The 25,789-nt window shown below is 45.0% G+C and carries 22 protein-coding genes and 1 pseudogene; 19 read left to right on the top strand and 4 right to left on the bottom strand.

Translation table 11 applies throughout. The features are described from left to right. Positions 1-61 precede the first annotated feature (61 nt). The 13 genes and pseudogenes from B2575_RS00370 (at position 62) to B2575_RS00430 (ending at position 14,871) form a co-directional block, all read left to right on the top strand. A complete protein-coding gene (locus B2575_RS00370; RefSeq protein WP_296239892.1) occupies positions 62-214 on the top strand; it encodes a hypothetical protein in 153 nt (50 codons plus the stop codon). Beyond that, a pseudogene (locus B2575_RS00375) lies at positions 175-861 on the top strand (NADH-quinone oxidoreductase subunit C/D); the annotation flags it as partial. The gene B2575_RS00370 and the pseudogene B2575_RS00375, both read left to right, overlap by 40 nt. A gap of 187 nt (positions 862-1,048) precedes the next feature. Next, on the top strand, positions 1,049-1,558 hold the full coding sequence (gene nuoE, locus B2575_RS00380; protein ID WP_045444735.1) for an NADH-quinone oxidoreductase subunit NuoE: 510 nt from the start codon (positions 1,049-1,051) through the stop codon (positions 1,556-1,558). Continuing rightward, the gene (gene nuoF, locus B2575_RS00385; protein WP_201553480.1) at positions 1,555-2,979 is read left to right on the top strand and encodes an NADH-quinone oxidoreductase subunit NuoF; all 1,425 of its coding nucleotides are present in this window, start codon (positions 1,555-1,557) and stop codon (positions 2,977-2,979) included. Before nuoE ends, nuoF begins: the two co-directional genes overlap by 4 nt. A gap of 10 nt (positions 2,980-2,989) precedes the next feature. After that, on the top strand, positions 2,990-6,070 hold the full coding sequence (gene nuoG, locus B2575_RS00390; RefSeq protein WP_201553482.1) for an NADH-quinone oxidoreductase subunit NuoG: 3,081 nt from the start codon (positions 2,990-2,992) through the stop codon (positions 6,068-6,070). A 52-nt stretch (positions 6,071-6,122) separates the two neighbouring features. Further along, positions 6,123-7,115, top strand: a complete 993-nt coding sequence (nuoH, locus tag B2575_RS00395) for an NADH-quinone oxidoreductase subunit NuoH (protein WP_045445151.1) — start codon at positions 6,123-6,125, stop codon at positions 7,113-7,115. A 68-nt stretch (positions 7,116-7,183) separates the two neighbouring features. Further along, the gene (gene nuoI, locus B2575_RS00400; RefSeq protein WP_045444743.1) at positions 7,184-7,732 is read left to right on the top strand and encodes an NADH-quinone oxidoreductase subunit NuoI; all 549 of its coding nucleotides are present in this window, start codon (positions 7,184-7,186) and stop codon (positions 7,730-7,732) included. Then, positions 7,729-8,475: an NADH-quinone oxidoreductase subunit J gene (nuoJ, locus tag B2575_RS00405; protein ID WP_201559964.1), complete on the top strand. Its 747-nt coding sequence runs from the start codon at positions 7,729-7,731 to the stop codon at positions 8,473-8,475. Before nuoI ends, nuoJ begins: the two co-directional genes overlap by 4 nt. A gap of 98 nt (positions 8,476-8,573) precedes the next feature. After that, positions 8,574-8,882, top strand: a complete 309-nt coding sequence (gene nuoK, locus B2575_RS00410) for an NADH-quinone oxidoreductase subunit NuoK (protein ID WP_045445153.1) — start codon at positions 8,574-8,576, stop codon at positions 8,880-8,882. 4 nt (positions 8,883-8,886) lie between these two features. Next, complete coding sequence (gene nuoL, locus B2575_RS00415) at positions 8,887-10,761, top strand: NADH-quinone oxidoreductase subunit L (protein ID WP_087815852.1); 1,875 nt, start codon at positions 8,887-8,889, stop codon at positions 10,759-10,761. A gap of 1 nt (position 10,762) precedes the next feature. Further along, on the top strand, positions 10,763-12,388 hold the full coding sequence (gene nuoM / locus B2575_RS00420; protein ID WP_201539525.1) for an NADH-quinone oxidoreductase subunit M: 1,626 nt from the start codon (positions 10,763-10,765) through the stop codon (positions 12,386-12,388). A gap of 3 nt (positions 12,389-12,391) precedes the next feature. Next, positions 12,392-13,870, top strand: coding sequence for an NADH-quinone oxidoreductase subunit NuoN (nuoN, locus tag B2575_RS00425; protein WP_201553490.1), 1,479 nt, complete (start codon positions 12,392-12,394; stop codon positions 13,868-13,870). A 167-nt stretch (positions 13,871-14,037) separates the two neighbouring features. After that, positions 14,038-14,871 carry a ferredoxin--NADP reductase gene (locus B2575_RS00430; protein WP_201553492.1) on the top strand — a complete coding sequence of 278 codons (834 nt, stop codon included), beginning with the start codon at positions 14,038-14,040 and terminating at the stop codon, positions 14,869-14,871. 141 nt (positions 14,872-15,012) lie between these two features. On the opposite strand, the gene B2575_RS00435 is transcribed toward B2575_RS00430, so the two are convergent. Then, positions 15,013-15,792 (bottom strand): hypothetical protein, encoded by a 780-nt coding sequence (locus B2575_RS00435; protein WP_045451664.1) that lies wholly within the window; start codon positions 15,790-15,792, stop codon positions 15,013-15,015. Between the two features lie 518 nt (positions 15,793-16,310). Between B2575_RS00435 and B2575_RS00440 the strand changes: the two genes are divergently transcribed. Together B2575_RS00440 and B2575_RS00445 are read left to right on the top strand one after the other, a co-directional pair. Beyond that, positions 16,311-17,198 carry an energy transducer TonB gene (locus B2575_RS00440; RefSeq protein ID WP_060490580.1) on the top strand — a complete coding sequence of 296 codons (888 nt, stop codon included), beginning with the start codon at positions 16,311-16,313 and terminating at the stop codon, positions 17,196-17,198. A 108-nt stretch (positions 17,199-17,306) separates the two neighbouring features. After that, positions 17,307-18,182: a mechanosensitive ion channel family protein gene (locus tag B2575_RS00445; protein WP_045451667.1), complete on the top strand. Its 876-nt coding sequence runs from the start codon at positions 17,307-17,309 to the stop codon at positions 18,180-18,182. 16 nt (positions 18,183-18,198) lie between these two features. On the opposite strand, the gene ybeY is transcribed toward B2575_RS00445, so the two are convergent. Then, positions 18,199-18,813, bottom strand: coding sequence for an rRNA maturation RNase YbeY (gene ybeY / locus B2575_RS00450; RefSeq protein WP_198330116.1), 615 nt, complete (start codon positions 18,811-18,813; stop codon positions 18,199-18,201). A 152-nt stretch (positions 18,814-18,965) separates the two neighbouring features. Continuing rightward, the gene (locus B2575_RS00455; RefSeq protein WP_296239893.1) at positions 18,966-20,060 is read right to left on the bottom strand and encodes a PhoH family protein; all 1,095 of its coding nucleotides are present in this window, start codon (positions 20,058-20,060) and stop codon (positions 18,966-18,968) included. Between the two features lie 622 nt (positions 20,061-20,682). Here B2575_RS00455 and B2575_RS00460 point away from each other — a divergent pair. From B2575_RS00460 to B2575_RS00475, 4 genes are all read left to right on the top strand, one after another. Next, a complete protein-coding gene (locus tag B2575_RS00460; RefSeq protein WP_296239677.1) occupies positions 20,683-21,990 on the top strand; it encodes an FAD-dependent monooxygenase in 1,308 nt (435 codons plus the stop codon). Between the two features lie 73 nt (positions 21,991-22,063). Then, on the top strand, positions 22,064-23,332 hold the full coding sequence (locus B2575_RS00465; RefSeq protein ID WP_296239679.1) for an FAD-dependent monooxygenase: 1,269 nt from the start codon (positions 22,064-22,066) through the stop codon (positions 23,330-23,332). A gap of 159 nt (positions 23,333-23,491) precedes the next feature. Beyond that, positions 23,492-23,881 carry an OmpA family protein gene (locus tag B2575_RS00470; protein ID WP_422662636.1) on the top strand — a complete coding sequence of 130 codons (390 nt, stop codon included), beginning with the start codon at positions 23,492-23,494 and terminating at the stop codon, positions 23,879-23,881. 193 nt (positions 23,882-24,074) lie between these two features. Then, a complete protein-coding gene (locus B2575_RS00475) occupies positions 24,075-24,554 on the top strand; it encodes a hypothetical protein (protein WP_296239683.1) in 480 nt (159 codons plus the stop codon). Positions 24,555-24,836: 282 nt separating this feature from the next. On the opposite strand, the gene B2575_RS00480 is transcribed toward B2575_RS00475, so the two are convergent. Beyond that, positions 24,837-25,748, bottom strand: a complete 912-nt coding sequence (locus B2575_RS00480) for a lysine exporter LysO family protein (protein ID WP_201559955.1) — start codon at positions 25,746-25,748, stop codon at positions 24,837-24,839. Between the last annotated feature and the right edge of the window lie 41 nt (positions 25,749-25,789).

The following is a 25,789-nucleotide window of genomic DNA, read 5'->3' on the forward strand; positions in this document are numbered from 1 at the left end:
CCGTATCGGCGGTACGGCTGCTGATCTGCCACGTGGCTGGCAGCGTCTGGTTCGCGAATTCTTGGATTGGATGCCAAAACGCTTGGACGAATATGTCAAAGCGGCATTGCAAAATAGCGTGCTCAAAGGTCGTACCCAAGGTGTTGCGCAGTATAATGCTAAGCAAGCACTTGCTTGGGGCGTGNNTGGCAGCGTTTGGTTCGTGAGTTCCTAGATTGGATGCCAAAACGCTTGGACGAATATGTCAAAGCAGCATTACAAAACAGCGTGCTCAAAGGCCGTACCCAAGGGGTTGCTCAGTATAATGCCAAGCAAGCACTTGCTTGGGGCGTGACGGGCGCTGGTCTGCGAGCGACAGGCGTTGATTTTGATCTGCGTAAAGCGCGTCCATACATGGGCTATGAGAATTACGATTTTGAAGTGCCAGTGGGTTACAACGGTGACGCTTATGATCGCTGTATGGTCAAGGTCGAAGAGATGCGTCAGTCGTTACGTATCATTCGCCAGTGTATGGACAATATGCCACAAGGCCCTTATAAAGCCGATCATCCACTCGCTGTACCACCGCCAAAAGACCGTACCTTAAACGATATTGAAACCTTGATTAATCACTTTATCTCAGTATCTTGGGGTCCTGTGATGCCAGCGGGCGAGTGTACGACAATTGTAGAAGCGACCAAAGGTTTGAACAGCTATTACATCACCTCAGATAAGGCGACGATGAGCTATCGTACCCGTATCCGTACGCCGACGTTTGCACATTTACAGCAGATGCCATCGGTGATTAATGGTTCGCTCGTTTCTGATGCCATCATGTATTTGGCATCGATTGATATCGTAATGGCCGACTGTGATCGTTAGTACCGTGATCGCTAATACTTTAGTCTAATGCTTTGATCAGAAAATTATCGTTATTAAAGAAATACGTTTATCAATATATCATTGCCAAATGGCACACCAAAATGCTGATATCTTGCCATGTAGCGACACTCATAAGACTGTCGTTATTAGCTGATAAAGCGTGATGAGTGAGGACAGATAGAAGACTATGAAAATTGTTTCCGACAAAATGCCAAAAGTAGATGTGGCAAGCATCCTCACTAGCGAGGAAATTGCGGCTATTCATGAGTTTATGCACCATTACCCACAAGCGCGTGCTGCTTCGCTCGATGCGCTAAAGATTGTGCAAAAGCGCAACGGCTGGGTCGATGACGCACAAGTGAATGCCATTGCCAATATTCTAGACATTCCGATGTCAGATATGGACGGAGTCGCCACTTTCTTTAACCGTATTTATCGTCAGCCTGTCGGTCGCCACGTCATCCTTATTTGTGATTCAGTGGCTTGTTTCTTGACAGGCTATGAAGCCTTGTCTGCTGAGATCAGATCGCAGCTGGGTATTGAGTATGGTCAGACGACGGCTGATGGTCGCTTTACGCTATTGCCAATTTGCTGCTTAGGTAACTGTGACAAAGGCCCTGCTGTGTTGATTGACGAAGACACCTATGGTCCAGTACAGCCCGAAGAAGTCACGCAATTATTGGAGCTATACGCATGAGATTAACGCTTTCAGAGCAGATTGCTCAACGTAGTCAAGGCAAAGCACCTAGCCAGCTCAATGAGCAGAGCATTCCAATTTATGGTGATAAAGCCACAGCGACTAGCGAAACCAAACCGTTAACATGGCGTCTAGCACATCATGATGCCGTACTAGATTTGACCACCTATGAGTCGTTAAAAGGCTTTGATGGCTTAAAGCAAGCTTTGAGTCAATCGCCTAAAGAAGTCGGGAATATGATCAAAGCTGCCAACGTCAGAGGTCGCGGCGGTGCAGGTTTTAATGCTGGTTTGAAGTGGACATTCATGTCACCACCAGATGGTTTACCTCGTTATCTCATCTGTAATGCTGATGAAATGGAGCCGGGTACCTTTAAAGATCGTCTATTGATGGAGCGTCTACCGTTTCAGCTGATTGAAGGTATGTTGATTACCGCACATGCGATTGGTGCGACTGACGGTTATATCTTTATCCGTGGTGAATATATCTTAGCCGCCCAGCGTCTGGTCACTGCCATCGAAGAATGCTTGGCTAACAATCTCATGGGCAAGAACATTCTAGGCTCAGATTTTAGTTTTAATCTGCATGTGCATACTGGCGCTGGACGTTATATTTGCGGTGAAGAAACCGCATTGATTAATTGCTTAGAAGGTCGCCGTGCTAATCCACGTACCAAGCCACCTTTCCCGCAAATTTCTGGTGCATGGGGTCGTCCAACCGTCGTCAACAACGTTGAAACCTTGTGTAACATGCCAGCCATCCTAAACCATGGTGTTGAATGGTATCAGTCATTATCTAACATCAAAGGCAAGAGCCAGACACCGGGTACCAAACTGTTTGGCTGCTCAGGTTTAGTCAATGACCCAGGTCTGTGGGAGTTACCGTTTGGTTATACGGCACGCGAAATCATTGAAGATTTAGCGGGTGGTATGCAAGATGGTAAAACCCTCAAAGCTTGGCTACCGGGCGGTGCCTCTACTGACTTTTTAACCACTGAGCATTTAGATGTGGTGGTGGATTTTGACACCATTCAAAAAGCAGGTAGCCGTATGGGTACTGGGCTAATTATGGTCGTTGATGAAGCACAAGATATGGTGCCACTCGTTCGTAATCTCGAGATTTTCTTCCAACGCGAATCCTGCGGTTGGTGTACGCCATGCCGTGACGGTCTGCCTTGGGGTGTCAAATTGCTTACCGCTATCAATGATGGTGAAGGGCAAGTCGGCGATGTCGAAAAACTAGAAGGCCTCACGCGTGACTTATGGATTGGTAAAACTTTCTGTGCACATGCGCCAGGTGCGATGGAACCACTGATGAGTGCGATTAAATATTTCCGTCCAGAGTTTGATCAAAAAATCGCGCAGGCGGTTGGTGTCGATGTCATTGATGCGGCAGCCAATCAACAGCCAGAAGTGAAATAAGGAGAGCGGCATGGCAGTCATACATATTGATGGAACCACTGTCGAAGTAGATAGCGCAGATAACTTGCTACAAGCCTGCTTATCACTCGGCATTGATGTGCCGTATTTTTGTTATCACCCAGCCCTTGGCTCAGTAGGGTCGTGCCGTCAGTGCGCGGTCAAGCAATTCCAAAATAAAGAAGACATGGAAGCAGGTCGCGGCCGTCTTGTGATGTCATGTATGGTCGCTCCGGGCGATGACATGTATATCTCTGTCACTGACGATGAAGCCAAAGCATTCCGCAAGTCGATGGTTGAGCTACTGATGACCAACCATCCACATGACTGTCCAACTTGTGAAGAGGGCGGACATTGCCATCTGCAAGACATGACGTATATGTCAGGTCATAGCCGTCGTCGTTATCGCTTTACCAAACGCACCCATCATAACCAAGAGCTTGGCCCATTCATCGCGCATGAGATGAACCGCTGTATCGCTTGCTATCGCTGTGTCCGTTTTTATAAAGACTATGCGGGCGGCGAAGATTTGGGTGTTTACGGCTCAAACAACCGCGTTTACTTTGGTCGTGACAAAGATGGTCAGTTCGAAAGCGAATTCTCAGGTAACTTAACGGAAGTATGCCCAACGGGTGTATTTACCGATAAAACGCATTCAGAGCGCTACAACCGTAAGTGGGACATGCAGTATGCACCAAGCATTTGCCATGGTTGCTCAGCAGGTTGTAATATCTCACCGGGTGAGCGTTATGGTGAATTGCGCCGTATCGAAAACCGCTACAACGGTGAAGTGAACCGCTATTTCTTATGTGACCGTGGTCGCTTTGGTTACGGCTATGTCAATCGTGACGATCGTCCAACCCAAGCGCTTGAGCGTATCAACGATAAGCATGTCAAAATCAATATTGACTATGCACTTGATGAAACCATCAAACGACTCAAAGACAAAAAAGTCATTGGTATTGGCTCACCTCGTGCCAGTTTAGAAACCAACTTTGCACTAAAAAATCTGGTTGGCTTTGATAAGTTTTCAACAGGTCTCAATCATCAGCAGCAAGCATTGGTTAATAAATGCATCGAAGTATTGAGTACTGATGGCATTTATAACCCAAGCATGACTGATATCGAAAGCTATGATGCGGTATTGGTATTGGGTGAAGATATCACTCAAACCTCATCACGTGTCGCGCTGTCAGTACGCCAAGCGGCAAAAAATGAAGGCCTGAAAATGGCAGCGGCATTGCAAACGCAGTCTTGGCTTGCAGAACCGGTTAAACGTATTGCTCAAGATGCGTTAAGCCCAGTTTATGTCATCGACGTGGTGCAAACTAAGCTAGAAGACATCAGTAAAGTCAGTGTGGTAGCAACGCCTGAAGACATCACTAAGCTTGGCTTTAAAGTCGCTGATGAGATTGCTAACTTCGCTGATGATTTAGCAGAAATAACAGACCCACAAGCGGCTGATCAAGATGTCGATACTGCTACTAGTACTAATGCCAGTACTGAGACTGACGGTATGCAAGCATTAGCGAAGCAAATCGCTTATGACTTGATTCAAGCGGATAAGCCATTGGTTATCTCGGGTAGCAGTTTATCCTCTACGGCTTTGATTGAAGCAGCGGCGCAGATTACTCAAGCATTGACCCAAAAACGCTCAGCCATTAAAGCGACTGAACAGCAGCAAGTGGACACGTATAATGCTCAAGTCCGTGATGAGCAAGCGCAAATAGAAGATAAAGAGCTATCCGCTAAACCAAACAAACCTGAAACCGGTGTTGATACAGAAACGCAAGACAATGTAGAACGCGCTCCTGCTAAAAAACTTGAGCTGAAAGAAGTAAACAGTAAATATCAGGCACAAGCAGGTATCTACTTAACAGTTACCGATGCCAATAGCATGGGTGTTTGCATGCTTGGCGGTCAATCAGTCGAAGAATTACTGGCGACTGATTTTGATGTGGTCATCGTCGCTGAAAATCAGCTGACTGATGCCATCGATGCCAATAAATTGACGCAGCTATTATCTGATAAAACTGTCATTGCACTGGATCATCAGCTACTTGATTGGCACAAAGATGTCGATATTGTATTACCTGCGGCTAGTTTTGCAGAAGCAGACGGTACGCTGATATCGGCTGAAGGTCGTGCACAGCGCTTCTTCCAAGTTTACGACAACGAATACTATCATCCGATGAGCAGTATTAAAGAAGGCTGGCGCTGGTTACATGCAGTGCATAGCAGCATCGAAGGTCGTGATGTTGATTGGACGCAGCTAGATGACGTCATCAATGCATTGATCGTAACGCACCCTAAGCTTGCTGGGATTAAAGGCGCTGCACCTGATGCCGATTACCGTATGACGGGTCTTAAAATTGCTCGTCAGCCGCGTCGTTATTCAGGCCGTACCGCCATGCGTGCGCCGATATCCGTACATGAGCCGATGCAACCAAAAGATTTAGACACCGGTTTGACTTTCTCAATGGAAGGTTATAGTGGTAAAGAAACCCCAAGCTCGATGATTCCTTTTGCCAATGCGGCAGGTTGGAACTCACCACAAGCGTGGAATAAATACCAAGACAAGGTCGGTGGTCATCTAAAAAATGGCGACCCAGGTGTGCGCATGTTCGATCAGCTAGCACGTTTAGAAACACGTCAATATGTTGCACCAGATGCCATGTCTGCGACGACAACGGATATGCAGGAAGGACAAGCCAAACTGGTGCCTATCCATAATATCTATGCCAGCTCTATGATGGCGTCACGTAGCCCAGTGGTTGCGGAGCAACTGCCTGTTGCTGCATGGCGTATCGGGATGGATGATGCTAAGGACTGGAACATCGCTAATGGCGATTACTTAGCGATTGAAATCGATAAGCAACAAATCACCTTGCCAGTACAGATTGTCGGTTATTTAGCAGAAGGCTGTATCGGTTACCCAGTTGGGCAGGTGAGTATCATTCATCCATCAATGCCAGCGTCGGTTCGCAAAGTGGATGCACCAGTGACGATGATGGGTAGCATGGCTAACGATATGATGAACAATAACGATGCTGCGCAAATGAACACAGCACCGACCACCACACAGGAGGTGTAATATGCAAGTTACCCGTATTATCCCTGATGTGCCAAGCTTCTTGGCTGGTAGCATGAGCTTTGATGCTTGGTCCATTTTATTTATGGTCGGGCAATCACTAGTCATCTTCTTGGTCGTGGTTATGGTTGCCGCTATGATGATTGTCTATGAGCGCCGCATGCTAGCTTTATGGCAGGATCGTTACGGTCCAAACCGCGTCGGACCCTTTGGTTCGTTGCAGCTAGTCGCGGATATGCTCAAAATCTTCTTTAAAGAAGATTGGACGCCAAACTTTACCGATAAGTTTATGTTTACGTTGGCACCTGCGGTCGCGATGTTCACTGCACTGGCCTCATTTGCCATTATTCCTATTTCGCCAACGCTTGGTGTTGCTGACTGGGATATCGGTATTCTGTTCTTCTTTGCGATGGCAGGTATTGCCGTTTATGCAGTGATGTTCGGTGGTTGGGCGTCTGCCAATAAATTCTCGCTACTGGGTGGTTTGCGCTCTGCTGCACAAACGATCAGTTATGAAGTCTTCTTGGGCTTATCACTGATGGGCGTAGTCGCATTGACAGGCTCATTTAACTTGCGCGCCATTGTTGAGGCGCAAATCGACGGCTGGTATATCATTCCGCAGTTTTTTGGCTTTTTGACCTTTGTCGTTGCTGGTGTTGCCGTTACCCATAGACATCCATTTGATCAGCCAGAAGCAGAGCAAGAGCTGGCTGAAGGCTATCATGTCGAATATTCTGGCATGAAGTTCGGTATGTTCTTTATTGGCGAATATGTCAACGTTGTACTGATTTCTGCCTTGATGACGTGCTTATTCTTTGGTGGTTGGCTTGCACCTTTTAATTTAGATATTCCATTTATTCCACCAGCTTTTTGGTTCATGATTAAAACGCTGTTCTTTATGACCATGTTTATTTTGGCTCGAGGCTCACTCATGCGTCCGCGTTATGATCAAGTGATGAACTTTGGCTGGAAAGTTTGTCTGCCAGTAACGCTGATTAATCTGTTGGTTACTGCTGCGGTCATTTTGATCTTTTCCCCAACGTTGTAATCATTACTAGTAGCCATCACTAGCCATCATTGATGAACTAGGGTAAAGCTGATAAGGATAATAATCCCATGTTTACTACCATAAAAAAGACCGTCATTGGACTATTTACCATTGTCCGCAGCATGTGGATGGTCAATAGTCATGCGCTCAGACCGCGTGACACCATCCTTTATCCTGAGGTGCCGGTACCTGTGCCGCCGCGTTTTCGTGGACGTATTGTTCTAACGCGTGACCCTGATGGAGACGAGCGCTGTGTGGCTTGTAACTTGTGTGCGGTGGCATGCCCGGTAGGGTGTATCTCCTTACAAAAAGCGGAACGTGAAGACGGTCGTTGGTATCCAGAGTTTTTTCGAATTAACTTTTCGCGCTGTATTTTTTGTGGCTTGTGTGAAGAGGCGTGTCCAACGACAGCCATTCAAATGACGCCTGACTTTGAGTTGGGTGAATATAAGCGCCAAGACTTGGTCTACGAAAAAGAGCATTTGCTCATTTCAGGGCCGGGTAAATATCCTGATTATAACTATTATCGTGTGACGGGTATGGCGGTAGCGGACAAACCAAAAGGCGCAGCACAAAACGAAGCTGCACCGATTGATCTAAGGAGCTTGCTACCATGATGAATATTTTGAACCATCCTGAACTGGCGGGGTTTTATTCGCTTGCAGCAGTGGCCATATTTGCCAGTCTGCGCGTCGTGACTCAGGCCAATCCAGTGCATGCTATCTTATCGATGATTGTGTCATTACTGGCAATCGCAGGGATATTTTTCGTCCTAGGCGCGCCATTTGCTGGTGCGTTAGAGATTGTCGTCTATGCCGGCGCCATTATGGTGCTATTTGTCTTTGTTATTATGATGCTTAATTTAGGCATGAGCAATGATGAGCGTGAAGAGCGCTGGCTTGATGCGGGCACTTGGGCGCTACCGACAGGGTTAACGATTATTATCGCGGTTGTGCTGTATGCGATGATTGGTATGGGTCATGACGAAGCGGCAATGATTGGTGGCTCGACAATATCTGCCAAAGCAGTCGGTACGGTGCTATTTACTAAATATGTGATGTTGATAGAAGTGGCTGCATTGCTACTATTGGCAGCCTTAGTCGCCGCTTATCATTTGGGTAAAGAGTCTATCGCTGATGAGGTTACTGTTAATGCAAACCACAGTAATGGTAGTCAAGGATCTAATGCTAATGTCGCAAGTATCAAACACTACGATGATCACGGCATGCCGATAGATGCTGACGCGGCGAAAATGGCAGAATCTTACGAATATAAAGATGTTGACCCGCATGACTATGTAAGTATGAATGTAGGTACGCAGCTGGGTGTGAATAAAGTCACGCGCAAGGAGTCAGACTAATGGTACTAGCAGCGAGCGTGGCACAAGATGTGTCAAACGTGCCGTTTGCCCACGAGGTAGCAGGCTTAGTACAGCCAGTTGCTGAGGCGCAGAATGTACTGGGCATGATACCCATGAGCCATGGACTGATTTTGGCAGGTATCTTATTTGCCATTGGTCTGTGCGGCGTCATGGTACGACGTAACTTCCTATTTATGCTAATGAGCCTTGAGATCATGATGAATGCAACAGCATTAGCATTTGTGGTGGCAGGTAGTCGTTGGGTTGATCCAGATGGACAGATTATGTTTATCTTTATTTTGACCTTGGCAGCAGCAGAGGCCGCCATTGGTTTGGCAATATTATTGCGGTTTTATCATCAGCGTGGGCATCTCGATGTCGACAGCGCCAATGAGATGAAAGGATGATGTCATGAGTTTATTACCATTAACCTTTATATTCCCGCTCGTTGGCTTTTTGATTTTAGCCTTTATGCGCGATAAGCTAACAGAGCAGGTGGCAGCGATTGTCGGTGTCGGTAGTATGCTGTTATCAGCACTATGCACGCTAATCGTTAGTTATACTTTTTTAACCAATAATCCAGCAGGAACAGTCATAGAGATTCCGCTGTGGACATGGTTCCAAGTCGGAGATTTTGCCCCAAGTTTCGGTCTGAGCTTTGATGGTTTGGCACTGACGATGACGGGTGTCATCACTGGGATCGGCTTTTTAATCCATCTCTTTGCCGCTTGGTATATGAAAGGCGACACTGGCTTTGCCCGCTTCTTCAGCTATATGAACTTGTTCGTTGCCAGTATGCTATTGCTAGTATTAGCAGATAACTTGTTCTTGCTTTATCTTGGCTGGGAAGGCGTTGGTATCTGTTCGTACTTGCTAATTGGTTTTTATTACCATGACCGCGCCAATGGTCTTGCAGCGATGAAAGCCTTTACGGTGACGCGCGTGGGTGATGTATTCTTAGCCTTCGGTCTGTTTTTATTATTCCGTGAATTCGGTACGCTTAATATTCAAGAAATTATTACTCGTGCACCAGAAGTATTCGATATCAACAATCCAACGATGATGTTGACCACCATGATGTTGGTTGGCGGCGCGATGGGTAAATCAGCCCAACTGCCATTACATACATGGCTGGCTGATGCGATGGCAGGTCCGACGCCAGTATCAGCGCTTATTCACGCGGCAACGATGGTCACGGCAGGTGTTTATTTAATCGCTCGTCTACATCCATTGTTTGAGCTGACCCCTGGTATTTTATTATATTGGGTCGGCGGCGTAGGGGCGTTGACGTTGGTCGTTGCTGGATTCTGTGCACTGGCACAAACCGACATCAAACGTATTCTTGCTTACTCAACCATGAGCCAAATTGGCTATATGTTTTTAGCACTCGGCGTTGGTGCTTGGCAAGGCGCAATCTTTCATTTGATGACTCATGCTTTCTTTAAAGCCCTGTTATTCTTATCATCAGGTGCAGTCATCCTTGCGGTACACCATGAGCAAAACATCTTTAAGATGGGCGGTCTACGTAAAAAGATACCGTTGGTATTCTGGTGTTATATCGTCGGTGGCGGTGCATTGGCAGCGATACCTTGGGTTACCGTTGGCTTTTATTCTAAAGAAGCGATTCTTTGGGAAAGTTATGCAACCGGTCACATGGTTTTATTCTATATGGGCGTATTCGGCGCATTTTTAACCGCACTTTATACTTTCCGTATGATTTGGATTATCTTCTTTGGTGAAGAGAAAACGCACGCGCATAAGTTATCTGGTGTGTCGTATTGGCTGCCACTTAGTGTGTTGCTCGTATTATCAACGGCAGTGGGTGCATTTATCACTCCGCCATTACAAGGCGTCTTGCCAGAGAGTGTTGGGCATTTATTGGAAGTCGCTGGTCAAGCGCATGGTAAGCATACGGCTGAGTTTATCGCCATGGGTGCGATGCTGGCTGGTCTAATAATAGCGGCGCTATTATATGTGGTGGATAAAGGTCGCATGCTCACCCGCTTTAAGCGCTCACGTGTTGGTGGGGCGCTATATCACTGGTGTTATCATGGTCTAGGTTTTGATGCGCTATACGATGTAATTTTTGTAAAACCCTTTTTGTTCATCGGCCGCTTATTTAAAGCCGACCCTATCGATAAAGCGTGGCTCGTCTTGCCTAAGCTGGCATCTGCTGGTAATAAGGTATTGTCTGCGACGCAAACTGGGTCACTTCGAGGTTACGCTGCAAGCTTTGGCTTGGGCATGGCTGTATTACTAGTGCTGGTAATGATGACGGTGGTATAAGATGATTGAGTTACAACAAACGTGGATGCTACCAGCATTAATTGCAATTCCCTTTATTGCGGGATTGCTATGTTGGTTGGTCGAGCGCTTTAATAAACGTCTGCCGCGCTGGATTGCTCTAATCGGTATGACGTTGACCTTTGTATTGTCGCTAGTGATGTGGCAATACGGCGACTTTAGTGGCATGAGTAAGCAAGTGATTGCGCCAGACGCTGCTGTGCCTTGGGTCGCTGAATTTAGTGTGCCATGGATACCGAGCTTTGGTATTAGCTTCCATTTAGCGATGGATGGCTTGTCACTGATGATGGTGGCGTTGACAGGATTGCTCGGTATTGCCGCAGTAGCTTGTTCGTGGAATGAGATTCAGCGTCGAGTCGGCTTTTTCCATCTCAACCTTTTGTGGAGTTTGGGCGGCGTCATTGGTGTGTTCTTAGCCATTGATCTGTTCTTGTTCTTCTTCTTTTGGGAGATGATGCTGGTTCCTATCTACTTCTTGATCGCTATTTGGGGTCATGATGTGGTTGGCAAAACCAAGGAATACGCAGCGACTAAGTTCTTTATTTATACCCAAGCGTCTGGGCTTATTATGCTGGTCGGTATTTTGATATTGGTCATTATCAGCTACGCTCAAAAAGGGGTGGTGAGCTTTAATTATAATGATTTGCTCGGTACGTCACTTGGTGGCTGGGAATATCCGATCATGCTGTGCTTCTTTATTGGCTTTGCGGTTAAGTTGCCGATTATTCCGTTCCATGGCTGGTTGCCAGATGCGCATGCGCAAGCACCAACGGCAGGTTCGGTGGATTTGGCAGGGGTGCTCATTAAGACGGCTGCTTATGGTTTGATTCGCTTCGTCTTGCCATTATTTCCAGCAGCATCACAAGATTTTGCGCCGATTGCGATGACCTTGGGTACGATTGGTATCTTCTATGGTGCATGGCTCGCCTTTATGCAGACCGATATGAAGCGTTTGCTCGCTTATACCAGTATCTCGCACATGGGCTTTGTCGTATTGGCAATTTATGCTGGAACCTTACTCAGCTTGCAAGGTCTGATGATTCAGATGTTAGCGCATGGCTTAAGCTCAGCAGCGCTATTCATCATGGCAGGACAGTTATATGAGCGTCTACATACGCGCGATCTAACCTTGATGGGTGGTATGTGGGGTCAGTTCCGTTACTACGCACCGATACTGATGTTCTTCTGTGCGGCATTGCTCGGTATTCCGGGGACAGGTAACTTCATTGGCGAGTTCATGATTTTATTTGGTGCTTTTGCTCAGTATCCAGTATTTGTGGTCTTTGCAACATTCAGTCTGGTACTAGCAGGGCTATACTCGCTTATTTTGATTCACCGTGCATTATTTGGCAAAAACAACATCGAAGCAGTCGCCATGCAAGAAACCAAAGCACATGGTTTGCCTACGCGTCCATTAAAAGATTTGGGTAAGCGTGAGTTGTCATTGTTATTGATGCTCGCTGCAGGCTTGGTATGGCTTGGTCTATATCCACAGCCGTTCCTTGATACCTCAAGTCATGCGATGCAGTGGATCAATAACGCTTATATATACAGTCAAGTCACACAAGTAGATGCGTCGCAACTGCTTGATGCAATGGAGGCACGTTAAGTCATGAATGATATTACGATGAATGATTTGATGGGGTTATTGCCTTATGCGCCAATCATTGCCGTCGTTATTACGGTATTGGTGGTCATGATTGCCATCGCAATTAAACGCTCACATATGGTGACTGGTACGATGACGGTCGTCGGCTTAAATATTGGTCTGTTTACCCTCATTGGGCAAATGACAGGGATTGTGAATAGCGGTACTCTCATACCAAACGCTGAGCAGTTATTCGTTATTGATAACTTTGCTCAGTTTAATATGGTGATTATTTTTATCTGTGCATTGGCTTGTTGTACGCTCTCTTATGCGTATTTGGCAAATCTCAAGGATAATAAAGAAGAGCTGTATTTGCTCATGTTGCTATCGACGATTGGTGCTTTACTGATGGTCAGTGCTCAGCATTTAGCGTCATTCTTTATGAGCTTAGAGATGCTGTCTATACCGCTATACGGTATGCTGTCATATACCTATATGCGCAACCGCTCGCTAGAGTCTGGGCTGAAATACTTGGTGCTGTCAGCGACGGCATCGGCGACATTGCTCATGGGTATGGCATTTATCTATGCCGAAGTAGGCTCGCTCGCCTTTAAGCCAATCAGTATGGTATTGGGTGATGTTTTTGAGTCGCCACTTCTGATACTTGGTGCGGCGATGATGATGTTCGGTATCGCCTTCAAACTCTCTGCTGCGCCGTTTCATATGTGGACACCAGATGTTTACGAAGGCGCTCCAGCACCAATTGCTACCTTTTTAGCATCGGTATCAAAAGTAGCTATGATGGGCTTAGCGGTTCGTTTCTTAATCGATACGTCTTTATTGGCCTTACCCTCGGTACAGATGCTGCTCATGGTCATGGCAACTCTATCTATCTTAGTCGGTAACTTATTGGCAGTACGTCAAACCAGCCTAAAACGCCTATTGGGTTATTCATCCATTGCTCATATGGGTTACGTGTTGATTGTCATCGTCAGTATCGGCGCGGCAGCGGATAGTATCTCTAGTATGTATATGGCGGTTTATGCCTTGACCTCTATCGGTGCCTTTGGCGTCGTAACCTTGATGTCGAGCCCTTATCGCTTGTCTGGTGAAGCTGATGAGCTAACCCATTATCAAGGTCTATTCTGGCGTCGTCCCGTATTGACTGCGGTTATGACTATTATGATGTTGTCATTGGCGGGTATTCCTTTGACGGCTGGCTTTATTACCAAGCTATTTGCGATATTGGCAGCGGTACAAGGAACTAATTGGTTCTTGGCAGCGATGATCATCTTGGGTAGTGCGATCGGCTTATTCTATTATTTACGTGTGATGCTCACCCTCTTTAAACGTCCGAAACAGTTCATTGAGTTTGACGTTTCTAGCCAATGGGCGATGCGTACTGGCGGGATCATGGTTATTGCGGTGACCGCGATGATTATCTTCTTTGGTATCTTGCCAAACAGCATGATTGAATGGGCAAGTCTGGCACGTATTTGGTAAATAGCAAAAGGGTAAGTAGGGGTATGCTGATACCGCTGCTTATCTGTTATTACGGTCAGAAACCCAAGATGCGCCAGCTTTATGATAAGCTTGGCGCATCTTTTATTTTGTGTCGTTCAAAGTCTTGATAAAAATAATGATTACTAAAAAGTGAGTCGATAATTCTTATGAGTGATAATATTCAGACAGTAACCGTGCTTAGTAAGACTACGTGGACGCCAAACCTATTTAGCTTCACTGTCAGCCGTCCTGATAGCTTTAAGTTTACTGCGGGTCAATTTGTGCGTTTGGGCGTCAATCCCAGTCAATTAAAATATTACCAGCAGCAACAAGGCGACACCGTTAACGATGTACCTGATGCTGCATTGAATGAAGACATCTTTCGGGCTTATTCCATCGTCTCTTCACCTTTTGATGAAGTATTAGAATTTTTCTCTATTGTCATCCCCGATGGTGCATTTACGTCGCAGTTGCAGCATTTAGAAGTGGGCGATGAGCTGCTGCTTAATACTATGCCGTTTGGTTTTTTGACGTTAGCACGTTATCAAAAGCCTTTACCAAAAGATTTATGGCTGCTCGCGACTGGAACGGGCTTGGCACCATTTTTGTCAATGTTACAAGATTTGCAGACGTGGGAAGATTACGAGCACATCATCTTGGCTTATAGTGCGCGCTCGATAGAAGAGCTTGCCTATATCGACAAGATTGAAAGCTTGCAAGAAGACTTTGGTTCTCTGGTTGACAATCCTGCAAAACTAATCTTTATTCCCATCGTTACCCGTGAACCTGTCGAAGGCGCAATGACAGAGCGTTTGCCCAAGCTGCTGCTGGATGGCACGCTACAAGAGCGCGCAGGGATTGCCTTAGATATTGATAGCACGCACGTCATGTTATGTGGCAATCCAGACATGGTGGAAGACACCAAAGAAGCGCTCAAGACTTTAGGTTTGGTGATGAATCGTCGCGGCGAGGGCAATATTGCGGTAGAAAATTACTGGTAGTTGCATGATTGATGACGGCACGCTTTAGAAGCCATTGAAAATTTGCTTGATAAAAAAGCGCTGACGCTAAAAGACAACAATAGTCTCTAAGTGTCAGCGCTTTTTTGCTAACTAAAAAACGTCATTTGTATACTGAGGGGTTTATACCTGACTCGGCTCGGTCGCATCATCTATTGGGTTAATAGGGCCTTGCATCAGCTCAGGCTCATCATCATCGCCGATAATATCTTCGTTACTGCTGGCAGCCAATAAATCACGATAATTGATTTGAGTTTTCAAAATCATTTGCTCTTCTTCAAGCTCGCCATAGTTGACTTGAACTTTATGCAAAGTGCTCATGATTTTTTTGTTCTTTTTTAACCAACGATTGATATCAAGGTAGATAACCTCGTCTTTTGCACGGGCGATATTGATATAAGAGAGAATAAAGCCTAATGGGTCTTTTTTTAGAATAGTGTGATAAAACCAAATAAACAGTTTGATACCTTGGCGCTTAATAAACGACTCACAACGTAGATTTAGCACATCAGTATAAGTCTGTTGACCAAAGACAAATCGCTGGACGTTACGATCGAGCTGTACATGAATCAAACTAAAATTACTCGCCACCTCTGCATAAATGCCACCAGCATCGACCGTACAGTATAAGCGGAACCAGTCATCATGCATCTCAACACGTAGCTCTAAGATGGCTTTTACATTATCAGTGACGAACTTCTGCAGCGCATCATTGACATAAATCTGTGCCACTGGCAGCGACAACTCATCTTCGAATTTATCAGTCGTTCTATGATATATCTGTTTGATTGATTGGGTAAGGCGCTCCCAACCATCGCTAAATGATTCGTCGAAACGATAGCCCATATTTTCAAAAAATTCATCAAAATTGTCTGAATTATCCCTGTTATCAAAATCACTCAAACTTATTATCCTTATAATTATAGGGGAGGTAGCTGACTCAATGGCATAAAGAGCGACTGATTAAAAAATGACAGACAGACTGTTCTTTAATGAAAGCTGGCTAGTGGTCATTGTATGCGTTTTTGCTAAATCAGCCCTGTCTATTTACGCCTGTTTAACCCGCCCTAATGACACAAAAATTATAAAACAGTATATAACAAATATGATGGCTTCAAAATGGACACATGGGTTTTGTCGCAAATCATTTAATTGGCAATGCTTATATGTTCAAAATGCGGTCTAGCGATGACATAACCGTATTGGTGTTATATCATTTTTGCTGGTTACGCTCGTCAATAAATTGACCAAAGGAGATAAGTAATGTGTGAGCGGATTAAAATAAGTCGGCAACGGTTGTGCTAGCGACAGAATTCTATGTCATGTTATGATAGCGCCAGCATAAATCCTGCCCATTATCATAACGCTTATTACTTGCTGTCTTGTATTTATAAGCTCATATTCATAAGCTGAGACCCATTGTGGCCTATATCAAAGATTCACAAAGCTATCATTTTTCCGCGCAAGCACCTAAGCGTGATGTTAGTTTACCAGTGGCCATCGTTATCGCTGTGGCCGTACACGCCATTATTATTTTTGGTATTGGCTTTTCGATGGGCAAAGATCCTGCGGCAATGATGCAAGATGTGGCAAAAGCGCTAACTGACAATATGCAGCCAAATGAAGACGCCCACTTTATTGCTAATGCCTCCCAAGAAGGTGGCGGCACAGTGGAGGAGCAATTAAGACAAGAGAACGACCAAATCAGCCCATTGTCTGCTGAGCAAATAAGTGAGACGCAAGATGTGATTAGCCTGCAGCGTCAAGTCCGCCAGCAGCATTATCAAGAAAGCTATCTGCGTACCACCTTAAGCTGGCGTCAAGCGAGCGTGGAGTCTGATAATGATAGCAAGCAAGCACAAGATGATATGATGGCGCAAGAAGAGCGTCTGCGCAAACAAATTGCTACTTTAGAGACACAGCTGTCTCAACGTCAGCAAGTTTATGCAACCAAATCAAAAGTAGTGACGGTCGATAGCAACTCGACGACGCGTGGTGCCGCGGCTGATTATATTAATACTTTCCGTGAGCATGTCGAACGCATTGGGAATTTGCATTATCCCATGCAGGCACGGGCACAAGGTATCACGGGCGAAGTGCGCCTTATGGTCATCATTAGTAGTGATGGTAATATCAAAGCCATACGTCTGCTTGAAAGCTCCAACTCCACATTATTAGATGAAGCAGCAAAGCAATCGGTACGCCAAGCAGCGCCCTTTGGTAAATTTACCAAAGACATGGAAGATATTGTTGAGCTGCGTTTGATACGTACCTATCGTTACAGCGATAAAGTGGATGTTACTTATTAGGGCGAATTCAATATATAGATGATGAGCGTTAGCTACGCTGCAAACAGATAAGATACCAATGTTTATAACAAACGAACACCACACACCGCTATAAAATAAAGAGTCAGTATGGAATTTTTAGGTTTTACAATAGATGTTGCCAACTTAACCAGTAACGCATTAAGCTTGGTCATTAAAGTTGCGCTAGCGATATTAATATTCGTCGTAGGTCGCTGGCTTGCCAAAAAGGCAGTCACCGTTGCTCATAAAATGATGTTGCGTAGTCGCTTAGATGATACCGTTGCGAACTTTTTAGGTCGTCTAATCTACGGGGTGTTACTGGTCGTGGTTGCATTAGCTGCCTTGAGTAAGGTTGGCGTACAGACCACCTCAGTCGTCGCTATATTGGGCGGTGCTGCAGTAGCCATTGGTCTGTCACTAAAAGATCAGTTGTCTAACTTTGCCGCTGGCATCATGATTGTGACGTTTCGCCCCTTTGTGCGCGGCGATTATGTGCAAATCAGCAGCTACACAGGAACTGTAACAGAAATCACTTTGGTCAATACCCACCTAACGACGATAAACAATCACGATATCATTATCCCAAATAGTGATATTACGACTTCAGCCGTGACGAACTATACGGCGCTACCCAACCGCCGTGTCGATATCACGGTCGGTATTGGCTATGATGCCGATATCAAAACTGCCAAAAACGTGATGCTGAATTTGGCAAAAAATAATCCGTTGGCCTTTACTGACCCTGAACCTATCGTACGTGTCACCAATTTGGGTGATAACTCAGTAGACTTGACGCTAAATATTTGGACAACCAATGCTGACTGGTGGACCATGCAGTGTGATTTGTTGGAGCAATTCAAATACGCCTTAGATGATGAAAAAATAGACATTCCATTCCCGCAGCGTAATGTCCATGTTAAAGGATTGGATCAGATGATTAATCAGATGAGTCAAGCACAAAAGCTACCGATGACCAAAGACTAGTCGCTAAAAATTCGAACTAAGCATAAGGGTTTGGAAGGCTGAGACCTGCTAAAATCTCAATTTCAAACCGTTCCATCTCATCTTGCTCGGCTTGTCCAAGCTCATGATCAAAACCCAATAAGTGCAGCACACCATGTATCAGTAAATGGCTAATGTGCTGTGCGGTTGTCTTTTCTTGTTCTGCGGCTTCACGTACTATGACGCCATGACAGATGACCAGCTCACCGAGAGGTAGCGTTGGCATCAGCTCAATAATTGCGGCTGGCAGATCACTTGGATAAGATAAAATATTGGTCGCATAATCCTTACCGCGTGCTTCCAGATTTAATGCCTGACCCTCGATTTCATCGGTAATGTATATGTCTAATACTTTAGATTTCTCTTGCCATAGCTCAGGGTCGATATCTACAAAATAGGGTAGCGTTAGACCTTCTTTAATGCGCCCATCGATATAATCCAACGCTGCCATCATCACAGACTGTAAGTGCTTACGATCATAAAAAGTGTCTAGTATGTCATCATCAATACTACTGGTGGCACTGATATCAAGTGCTGCTAAACTGGCATCATCGCCAGCACGCTCATTTGTATCATGGTTGTCAAAGCTGTTGTTACCCTTCTCTTGGCTCATGCCATTATCCTTTTACTTTATTGTAAGATGGTGTGCTTTATCATCTGATATAACTTATGAGTAAACCTAAAAAGCTCTCGTCGTAAAAAGCCGGATTACTGACAGTAATCCGGCTTTGCATTTTTATAACATTAAGTAGCAGGCTAGACCGTTTATAGCTTGGCTGCAGCATTAGCGATAACTTGTTTACGCTCTTGCTCTTTTCTGCGCTCAAACTTACGCTTTTCTTCTAACGCTACTTGTTCTTCATCATAAACATCGTAGGCTTCTACAATTTTCTGTACCAATTGATGACGTACCACATCTTTTGAATCAAACTTGGTGATATGAATTTCTTCAATACCACTTAAGATTTCCATTGCTTGCGCTAAGCCTGACTTATGACCACGTGGCAAATCGACCTGTGTAATATCACCTGTAATTACTGCTCGTGAACCGAAACCCAAACGGGTCAAAAACATTTTCATCTGTTCAGGCGTAGTGTTTTGCGCTTCATCTAAGATGACAAACGAGTTGTTTAACGTACGACCGCGCATATAGGCAAGGGGTGCGATTTCGATGACTTGTTTTTCAATCAGCTTGCCCACTTTTTCAACGCCGATCATCTCATATAGCGCATCATATAATGGACGCAAGTAGGGATCGATTTTTTGCGTCAAGTCACCTGGCAGAAAGCCCAGTTTTTCGCCCGCTTCTACGGCAGGACGCACCAGTAAAATACGCTCGATTTCGTTACGCTCAAGCATATCCACGGCGCAAGCCACGGCTAAATAGGTCTTACCCGTACCAGCAGGGCCAATACCGAATGAGACATCAGAGTTCAGTACGTTTTGGACGTAGGTCTGCTGATTGCCACCGCGAGGAATGATACGACCTTTACGCGTGCGTAAGCTAACTGGCGTAAACTCGTGAGCTGATTCTAAGTCCGCCTCAGCGTCTGCATTATCCTTGGCTTCTTGCTCCTCCGCTTCCATATCTTCATCACGAGAAATGCTCGATTGGATAATAAGATGTAGCTCCGCTGCACTAATGTCCTTGGTATTCTGTGCCTCATCTACCAGTTTATAAATAATACGTTCACCGCGCTCGACATTCGATATGTCGCCACTCAAACAGAAGTCACCTTGACGCTGCATGATTTTGATATCGAGGCGTTGTTGGATATATTTCATGTGGTTGTTGTATTCACCAAGCACGGTTTTGAGCTGTGCTGGTGTCAATGATTCAAACTTTATACGGCGGCTCATGGAATCAGTCAAGCGATTATCCTTTTATTATGTACCCAACGCTATGATTTGGTTTTGATGGCATTGCGGGTTTAAGAGATAAAATGGTCGGTCGTTATGGTCTTGGCTTTACGTTATAGAGATAGAAATGACGGTAGAATTATTATTCGTTTTAGGAGTGATGATAAGTAACGGTCTTGCCTTTATTATGGTCGATAGATTTTAAATTTCAAGCCATACGTCGAACAGATGACACTGTTTTTGTACGACGATTGCAACCGCTTTTCGACATTGATATTTTTATGTCTACTTTTGAGCGGGTTACAGTATTGCAAATAACGTTTAGAGCGTGACGAAATCAAGCGTTTCAGTTATAAGTTTTGGCTACTGTTAAGGCGACAGAGTGATGAGTGATTTGTGGTAATCTATGGGGGATATCATAGTGCTTTATCGCTGAGTTTAAAATATGAATAAAATGATGAAGGCTGATGAAGGTTAGGGCGTATTACGTATTCGACTAAGGCTATGCTGATGTATGAATGTTCAATATTCCCTATAAAATTAAGATAATTCTAGCGATTATTCATCGCTTATAGTGCGTGCGCCCAACAGCGTAAAATAGACATGAAAATTAGGAATAATAATGCAAAATACTGATGTGAATTTATCGAATGCTAAAAAAAAGTTTGAACATAAAAAGGCAGCTACTGAGCAGCAAGTCCTCATCGCTGGTGGTGGTCATGTGGGATTGTCCTTTGCACTGTTACTAGCGCATCATGGTATTGCTAGCACGTTATTAGAAAAAAATAGCTACCCAACCATCAGTCCAAATGATGACAGCAATCGCAGCCATTATTTAGACAGCCGCAATACAGCACTGTCACGTCGTACGGTACAGATTTATCAAGAGATTGGGTTATGGGATGAGTTGCAAAGCCATGCTTGTCGTATCGATGCGGTGCAGATTAGTGAGCAAGGCAGCTTTGGGCGCGCGCAGCTCAATAAAGCCGAAGAGAAAGTAGAATCCTTTGGACAAGTGATGGAAAATGCGTGGCTCGGACGTAAGCTTTTATTAGCCGCGCAGCAAGAGCCATTAATCACTTTGATCGATAATGCCAGTGTCAGCGCCGTGACCCAACAAGCGGATGGGGTGACGCTCAGTTTTAACTATTATGGTGAAGAGGAACATGAGCAGCAATTGCAGGCCAGCGTGTTGGTCGCTTGTGATGGTCGCGATTCGACGGTACGCCAATTATTAAATATTGGCACGACGACTTATGATTATCAGCAAACCGCTATCGTCGGCGTGGTAGAAACAGACAAGCCACACGCACATGTGGCGATTGAGCGTTTTAGTCCAGCAGGGCCACTGGCGGTGTTGCCATTGACCGATCCAGACGGCGATGGAAATGACGACTATCAGACAGGCTATAGACGCTCGGTAGTTTGGGTATGTCCAAAGGGGGAAGAAAATAAATACTTAGCAGACGATACGCATTTCTTAGCGACATTGCAGCAAGCCTTTGGTGAGCGTGCGGGCACGTTTGTCGCTGCTGGTCGCCGCGGCGCTTATCCACTGACACGCGTGCTGGCAGACAAGCAAGTCGAGGGTCGCTGTGTCATCATGGGTAATGCTGCTCATACCTTGCACCCTGTTGCAGGACAAGGTTTTAACCTCTGTATGCGCGATGCCCATGTGCTGGCACAAATGATGAGCGCGCAAGTGCTAAAAGGCGAAGACATCGGCGATACGCAACTGTTAAAACGCTATGAGAAAGCACGTCTAAGCGATCAAAAACGCGTCATTCGCTTCTGTGATGCCGTGGTACATGGTTTTACCCATCCTAACTCAGCTATTAAGTTGGCGCGAAATGTGGCCTTGGTTGCCTTTGATAAATTGCCAAATATTAAGCCACTAGTCGCTAACTATGCTATGGGGTTAAAGTCCTAGTTTGCCATATCACGGTATATTAACGGTCTAGACCAATGTTCTATACGATTGTACTTAACTGTAGGAATAACTTATGAAGAATAATCATACGCTGATTATAGGTAGCGGTATTGTTGGGGCAACGCTTGCTTTAAAGTTGGCGCAAGCAAAAATGCCAGTGACGTTAATTGATGCTCGCCCTGCACGTGATGACTCAGAATGGCAACAGGTGCTTGGCAAGCGGGATGCGCGCGTTTATGCCTTGAGCTTGGCAAGTATTAACTTGCTCAACGATGTCGGCGCGTGGCAAAAAATTGCTGCCTCTGAGCGTAAAGCGGACTACTCACAAATGCAGGTGTGGCAGCTAAACGGCATGGGCGAGCTATTATTTGGCGACAGTGCTGATAATTATCCTAACAATACGCTACCGCAAATGCTCGGCAGCATGGTTGAGCCTGCCGTCATTGAACATGCGTTATGGCAGCGTTTATCTGAGGATGATGTCAGTGACTATTTAACCATTATCGCGGGGCAAAAAGTTACAAACATGGATTGGTTAGGTGCAGAGCAAGGCTACCGTGTGACGTTAGACAATCGTACTGCTATCGATGCGATGCTGCTGGTTGGTGCCGATGGTCGTGGCTCATTTGTACGCCAACAAGCGGCGATTGGGCTAGATACACTCGATTATAATCAAACGGCTATTTGCTGTGCGATTCACACCGAAAAACCGCATAAAGCGACTGCGCGCCAAGCGATGCTGACCACAGGTACGCTGGCACTATTGCCGCTCGCTGATATTACTGATGCAGATAAAGCCAACCCACAACATTGGCAGTCGATCGTGTGGACATTGCCACGCAATCAAGCATTGGCGTTGATAGAGGAGGACGCGCGCGTCATTGCTGATAAATTGGCGGCTGCCAGTAACTATGAGCTAGGTGCTATCACTCAGATTGAGTCAATCGCTAGCTTTCCACTGACCGCGCAACAAGCAAAAAGCTACGTCGCGGACAATTTAGTCTTGATCGGTGATGCAGCGCATGGCGTCCATCCACTGGCGGGTCAAGGGTTGAATTTAGGCATGCTCGATGTACAGGCCTTAAGCGAGCAATTGGCACATGATTTTGAACGTAGTGGTGGAACCAGTTGGGGCAGCAATCAAACGTTGCGTAGCTACGAGCGTTTGCGCCGTCCGCATAACAGTCTAATGATGCACAGCTTCTCGGCGCTTAACTGGCTATTTGCAGGGTCACTTGCACAGATGCGTCCTATTCAACAAATTCGTAATGAAGGTATGTATCGCGTTGGCAAAATCAAGCCATTGATGCGTTTGTTTGCTAAACAGGCGAGTGGGGTTTAGAGGTTTGAATGAAGTTATTAACTAAACTAAGGATGGCGTATGAAGACTCAGTCATGGATGGCGATAGCTGTCGTAATAGCTAGTTTTATTTTAGCCTCCTGCCAATCTACACCTAAAAATAATACAATAGATAAAAAGGCAGACAACACACCTAAAGTCATGATAGAGCCACATGCAGATACAGACAATGATGGTGTCCCTGACATCATAGATAATTGTCCGAACACTCCTGAAGGGGTCAAGGTTGATCCGTATGGTTGTCCTCTTACCACTATTGGAACTGGCTTACAAATGGAGTATCGTGCCTTTTTTGCTAAAGGTAGCAGTGAACTAACCTCTAAATATCAGGCTGAACTGGATAAAGTAGCCGCAAGAATGAAAGAGTATGATACCGCTATTTTTAAAATTGAAGCGCACATTTCAGAGGATGAAATTAATAAAGAGTTAAGCTCATTACCTAAAAACAGAGCACTGATAATCAAAAACTACCTTTTATTAAAGCATAGTATAGAATCTAGTCGATTGATGACTTTAAATTGTGANNGCTAGAGCGCCCATTGCACCTAATGAGACTGAGGAGGGCAGAGCTTTTAATCGTCGGGTTTATGGTTTATTAACTGAGCCTGACAGTGACTATCCTATCAATTTAAAAGACGGAATCTGCGTTGAATTTTAATGATAAATAGCTGTCATCTCAACATAAACAAAGAATTGTTTTTGAAGGTATTCAGAGAGGGTAACCATGCGAATGAATAACTGTAGCACTTTATTGCTGCTAGCAACATCTATAGCGTTAGCTGGCTGCCAAACCACTTCAACTGCGCCGTCTAAAGAGTTACCTCAACATGAAAACATCAGGACGATGCAAGCAGCGATTGATCCAGATGGCGATGGTGTGCTTGATGCTATAGACGAATGCCCTGAAACGCGACCCAATGTAGTAATTGATGCTAAAGGCTGTGAAATAATAATTGAGGGAGGCAAGGCACTTGAAATGGAGTTCAATGGGGTTTTCTCGCAAATGAGCAGTCAGCTATTTGATATCTATGATGCAGTATTTGTGAAAATAGCAGAAAGTCTTAATGATCGCCCAAAAGCCAATGTTTTTATTTTCGGTCATGCAGCGACAAGTGAAATAGATAAAGATGCTTTAGCGACTTTTGGTTTCGATTCTTTATCACGCAATCGCGCGCTAATTATTAAGAATAATTTAGTGTTGTAATATAATATCGATGCTGAGCGTATCCGTACTTATGAGTGCTCAAATAAGATTATAGTTACAGATACAGCGTTTATAGATCCAAGTTTTGAAAAGCTCAATCTTAAAAGTATTGAGGCAAAACAACGCCGCGCAACTTTAATGGCGAGTAGTGAAGTTCATGATTTGATGAATCTTGAATATGATTCTGATATGCAAAAATATGGTGAATATGCCAAGCACTGTGAGTTATTTGAATAACGTTGCAGATGATGGTTAATGACTACCAATCATCAAAATTTAACCTTACCCCAACGCCGAAAACACCACCATCAGCACAGGCGAGACAATATTAATAATAAAGCCAAAGCTAATTGCCAATGGCACTACTTTTAGACCGCCAGATTGCTGAATAATTGGCAGGGTAAAATCCAAACTGGTCGCGCCGCCAAGCCCAACTGCTGCTGATGGATATTTACGCATAAACACGGGAATAAATATCAATGCAAAAAACTCACGCACTAAGTCATTAAATAGCGCGACACTGCCCCAAACCGCGCCATAAGCATCAGTCATCACAATCGCTGATAACGAATACCAACCAAATCCTGACGCCAGTGCCAAGCCTTTGGTCCACGATACCTCACTGAACATCAGCGCAAATATTAAGCCACCAACCAAGACAGCTAGTGTAAAAATGACACTCATCTCAACGCCGCGCTTATTCAGCAGCACTTCTTTTAGCGTAATACCTGAGCCTTTTAAGCCAATGCCGACCAACAAAATTAATATCATCAGCATCACCGTCATGGTATTTTCAGGCGGTATATAATTGTCTGGTAAGAAATAACCAATCACCATACCAATGACCACACAAACGACTTGAGCGAGGCTACCACGGATGCTCACGCGATGTTCTTTAGATTTTACGCTGGGTTTTTTGGCATGCCATGGGCGCAGTCGGTCAAATAACATCAGGGCAAACAAACCACTGGCAATTGTCAAAATCGATAGTATGGTCACATACAGCGCAATTTCGCCTATCTGACTGCCAAGTCCTTCAACTTGTGACAGCTCGATACCAATCAGCGCTAAGATGATAAATACCAGATAAGATAAGCCTTTATCTGCAAGCTTTGTCATGGTTGGATGAGAAGGAATGGCAAAGCCAATAAACATTGGCATTAATACCAGAACAAGGGTAACTAGGCTTTGCATGGTGATTGGCTCGCGGCATTTTCAAAGGCGTTTTTAAGAAG

Origin of the sequence: Psychrobacter sp. UBA6739 (genome assembly GCF_002453835.1) — a bacterium.
Lineage (GTDB): Bacteria > Pseudomonadota > Gammaproteobacteria > Pseudomonadales > Moraxellaceae > Psychrobacter > Psychrobacter immobilis_A.

Bases quoted from the DNA above. Each gene is read 5' to 3' on its own strand.
- nuoM (WP_201539525.1), top strand. From the start codon at position 10,763: ATGATTGAGTTACAACAAACGTGGATGCTACCAGCATTAATTGCAATT.
- nuoH (WP_045445151.1), top strand. From the start codon at position 6,123: ATGAGCTTTGATGCTTGGTCCATTTTATTTATGGTCGGGCAATCACTA.
- B2575_RS00455 (WP_296239893.1), bottom strand. From the start codon at position 20,060: ATGAGCCGCCGTATAAAGTTTGAATCATTGACACCAGCACAGCTCAAA.
- B2575_RS00445 (WP_045451667.1), top strand. From the start codon at position 17,307: ATGGAATTTTTAGGTTTTACAATAGATGTTGCCAACTTAACCAGTAAC.
- nuoJ (WP_201559964.1), top strand. From the start codon at position 7,729: ATGATGAATATTTTGAACCATCCTGAACTGGCGGGGTTTTATTCGCTT.
- nuoN (WP_201553490.1), top strand. From the start codon at position 12,392: ATGAATGATATTACGATGAATGATTTGATGGGGTTATTGCCTTATGCG.
- nuoI (WP_045444743.1), top strand. From the start codon at position 7,184: ATGTTTACTACCATAAAAAAGACCGTCATTGGACTATTTACCATTGTC.
- B2575_RS00430 (WP_201553492.1), top strand. From the start codon at position 14,038: ATGAGTGATAATATTCAGACAGTAACCGTGCTTAGTAAGACTACGTGG.
- nuoF (WP_201553480.1), top strand. From the start codon at position 1,555: ATGAGATTAACGCTTTCAGAGCAGATTGCTCAACGTAGTCAAGGCAAA.
- nuoL (WP_087815852.1), top strand. From the start codon at position 8,887: ATGAGTTTATTACCATTAACCTTTATATTCCCGCTCGTTGGCTTTTTG.
- B2575_RS00475 (WP_296239683.1), top strand. From the start codon at position 24,075: ATGCGAATGAATAACTGTAGCACTTTATTGCTGCTAGCAACATCTATA.
- B2575_RS00460 (WP_296239677.1), top strand. From the start codon at position 20,683: ATGCAAAATACTGATGTGAATTTATCGAATGCTAAAAAAAAGTTTGAA.
- nuoG (WP_201553482.1), top strand. From the start codon at position 2,990: ATGGCAGTCATACATATTGATGGAACCACTGTCGAAGTAGATAGCGCA.
- ybeY (WP_198330116.1), bottom strand. From the start codon at position 18,813: ATGAGCCAAGAGAAGGGTAACAACAGCTTTGACAACCATGATACAAAT.
- B2575_RS00465 (WP_296239679.1), top strand. From the start codon at position 22,064: ATGAAGAATAATCATACGCTGATTATAGGTAGCGGTATTGTTGGGGCA.
- nuoE (WP_045444735.1), top strand. From the start codon at position 1,049: ATGAAAATTGTTTCCGACAAAATGCCAAAAGTAGATGTGGCAAGCATC.
- B2575_RS00480 (WP_201559955.1), bottom strand. From the start codon at position 25,748: ATGCAAAGCCTAGTTACCCTTGTTCTGGTATTAATGCCAATGTTTATT.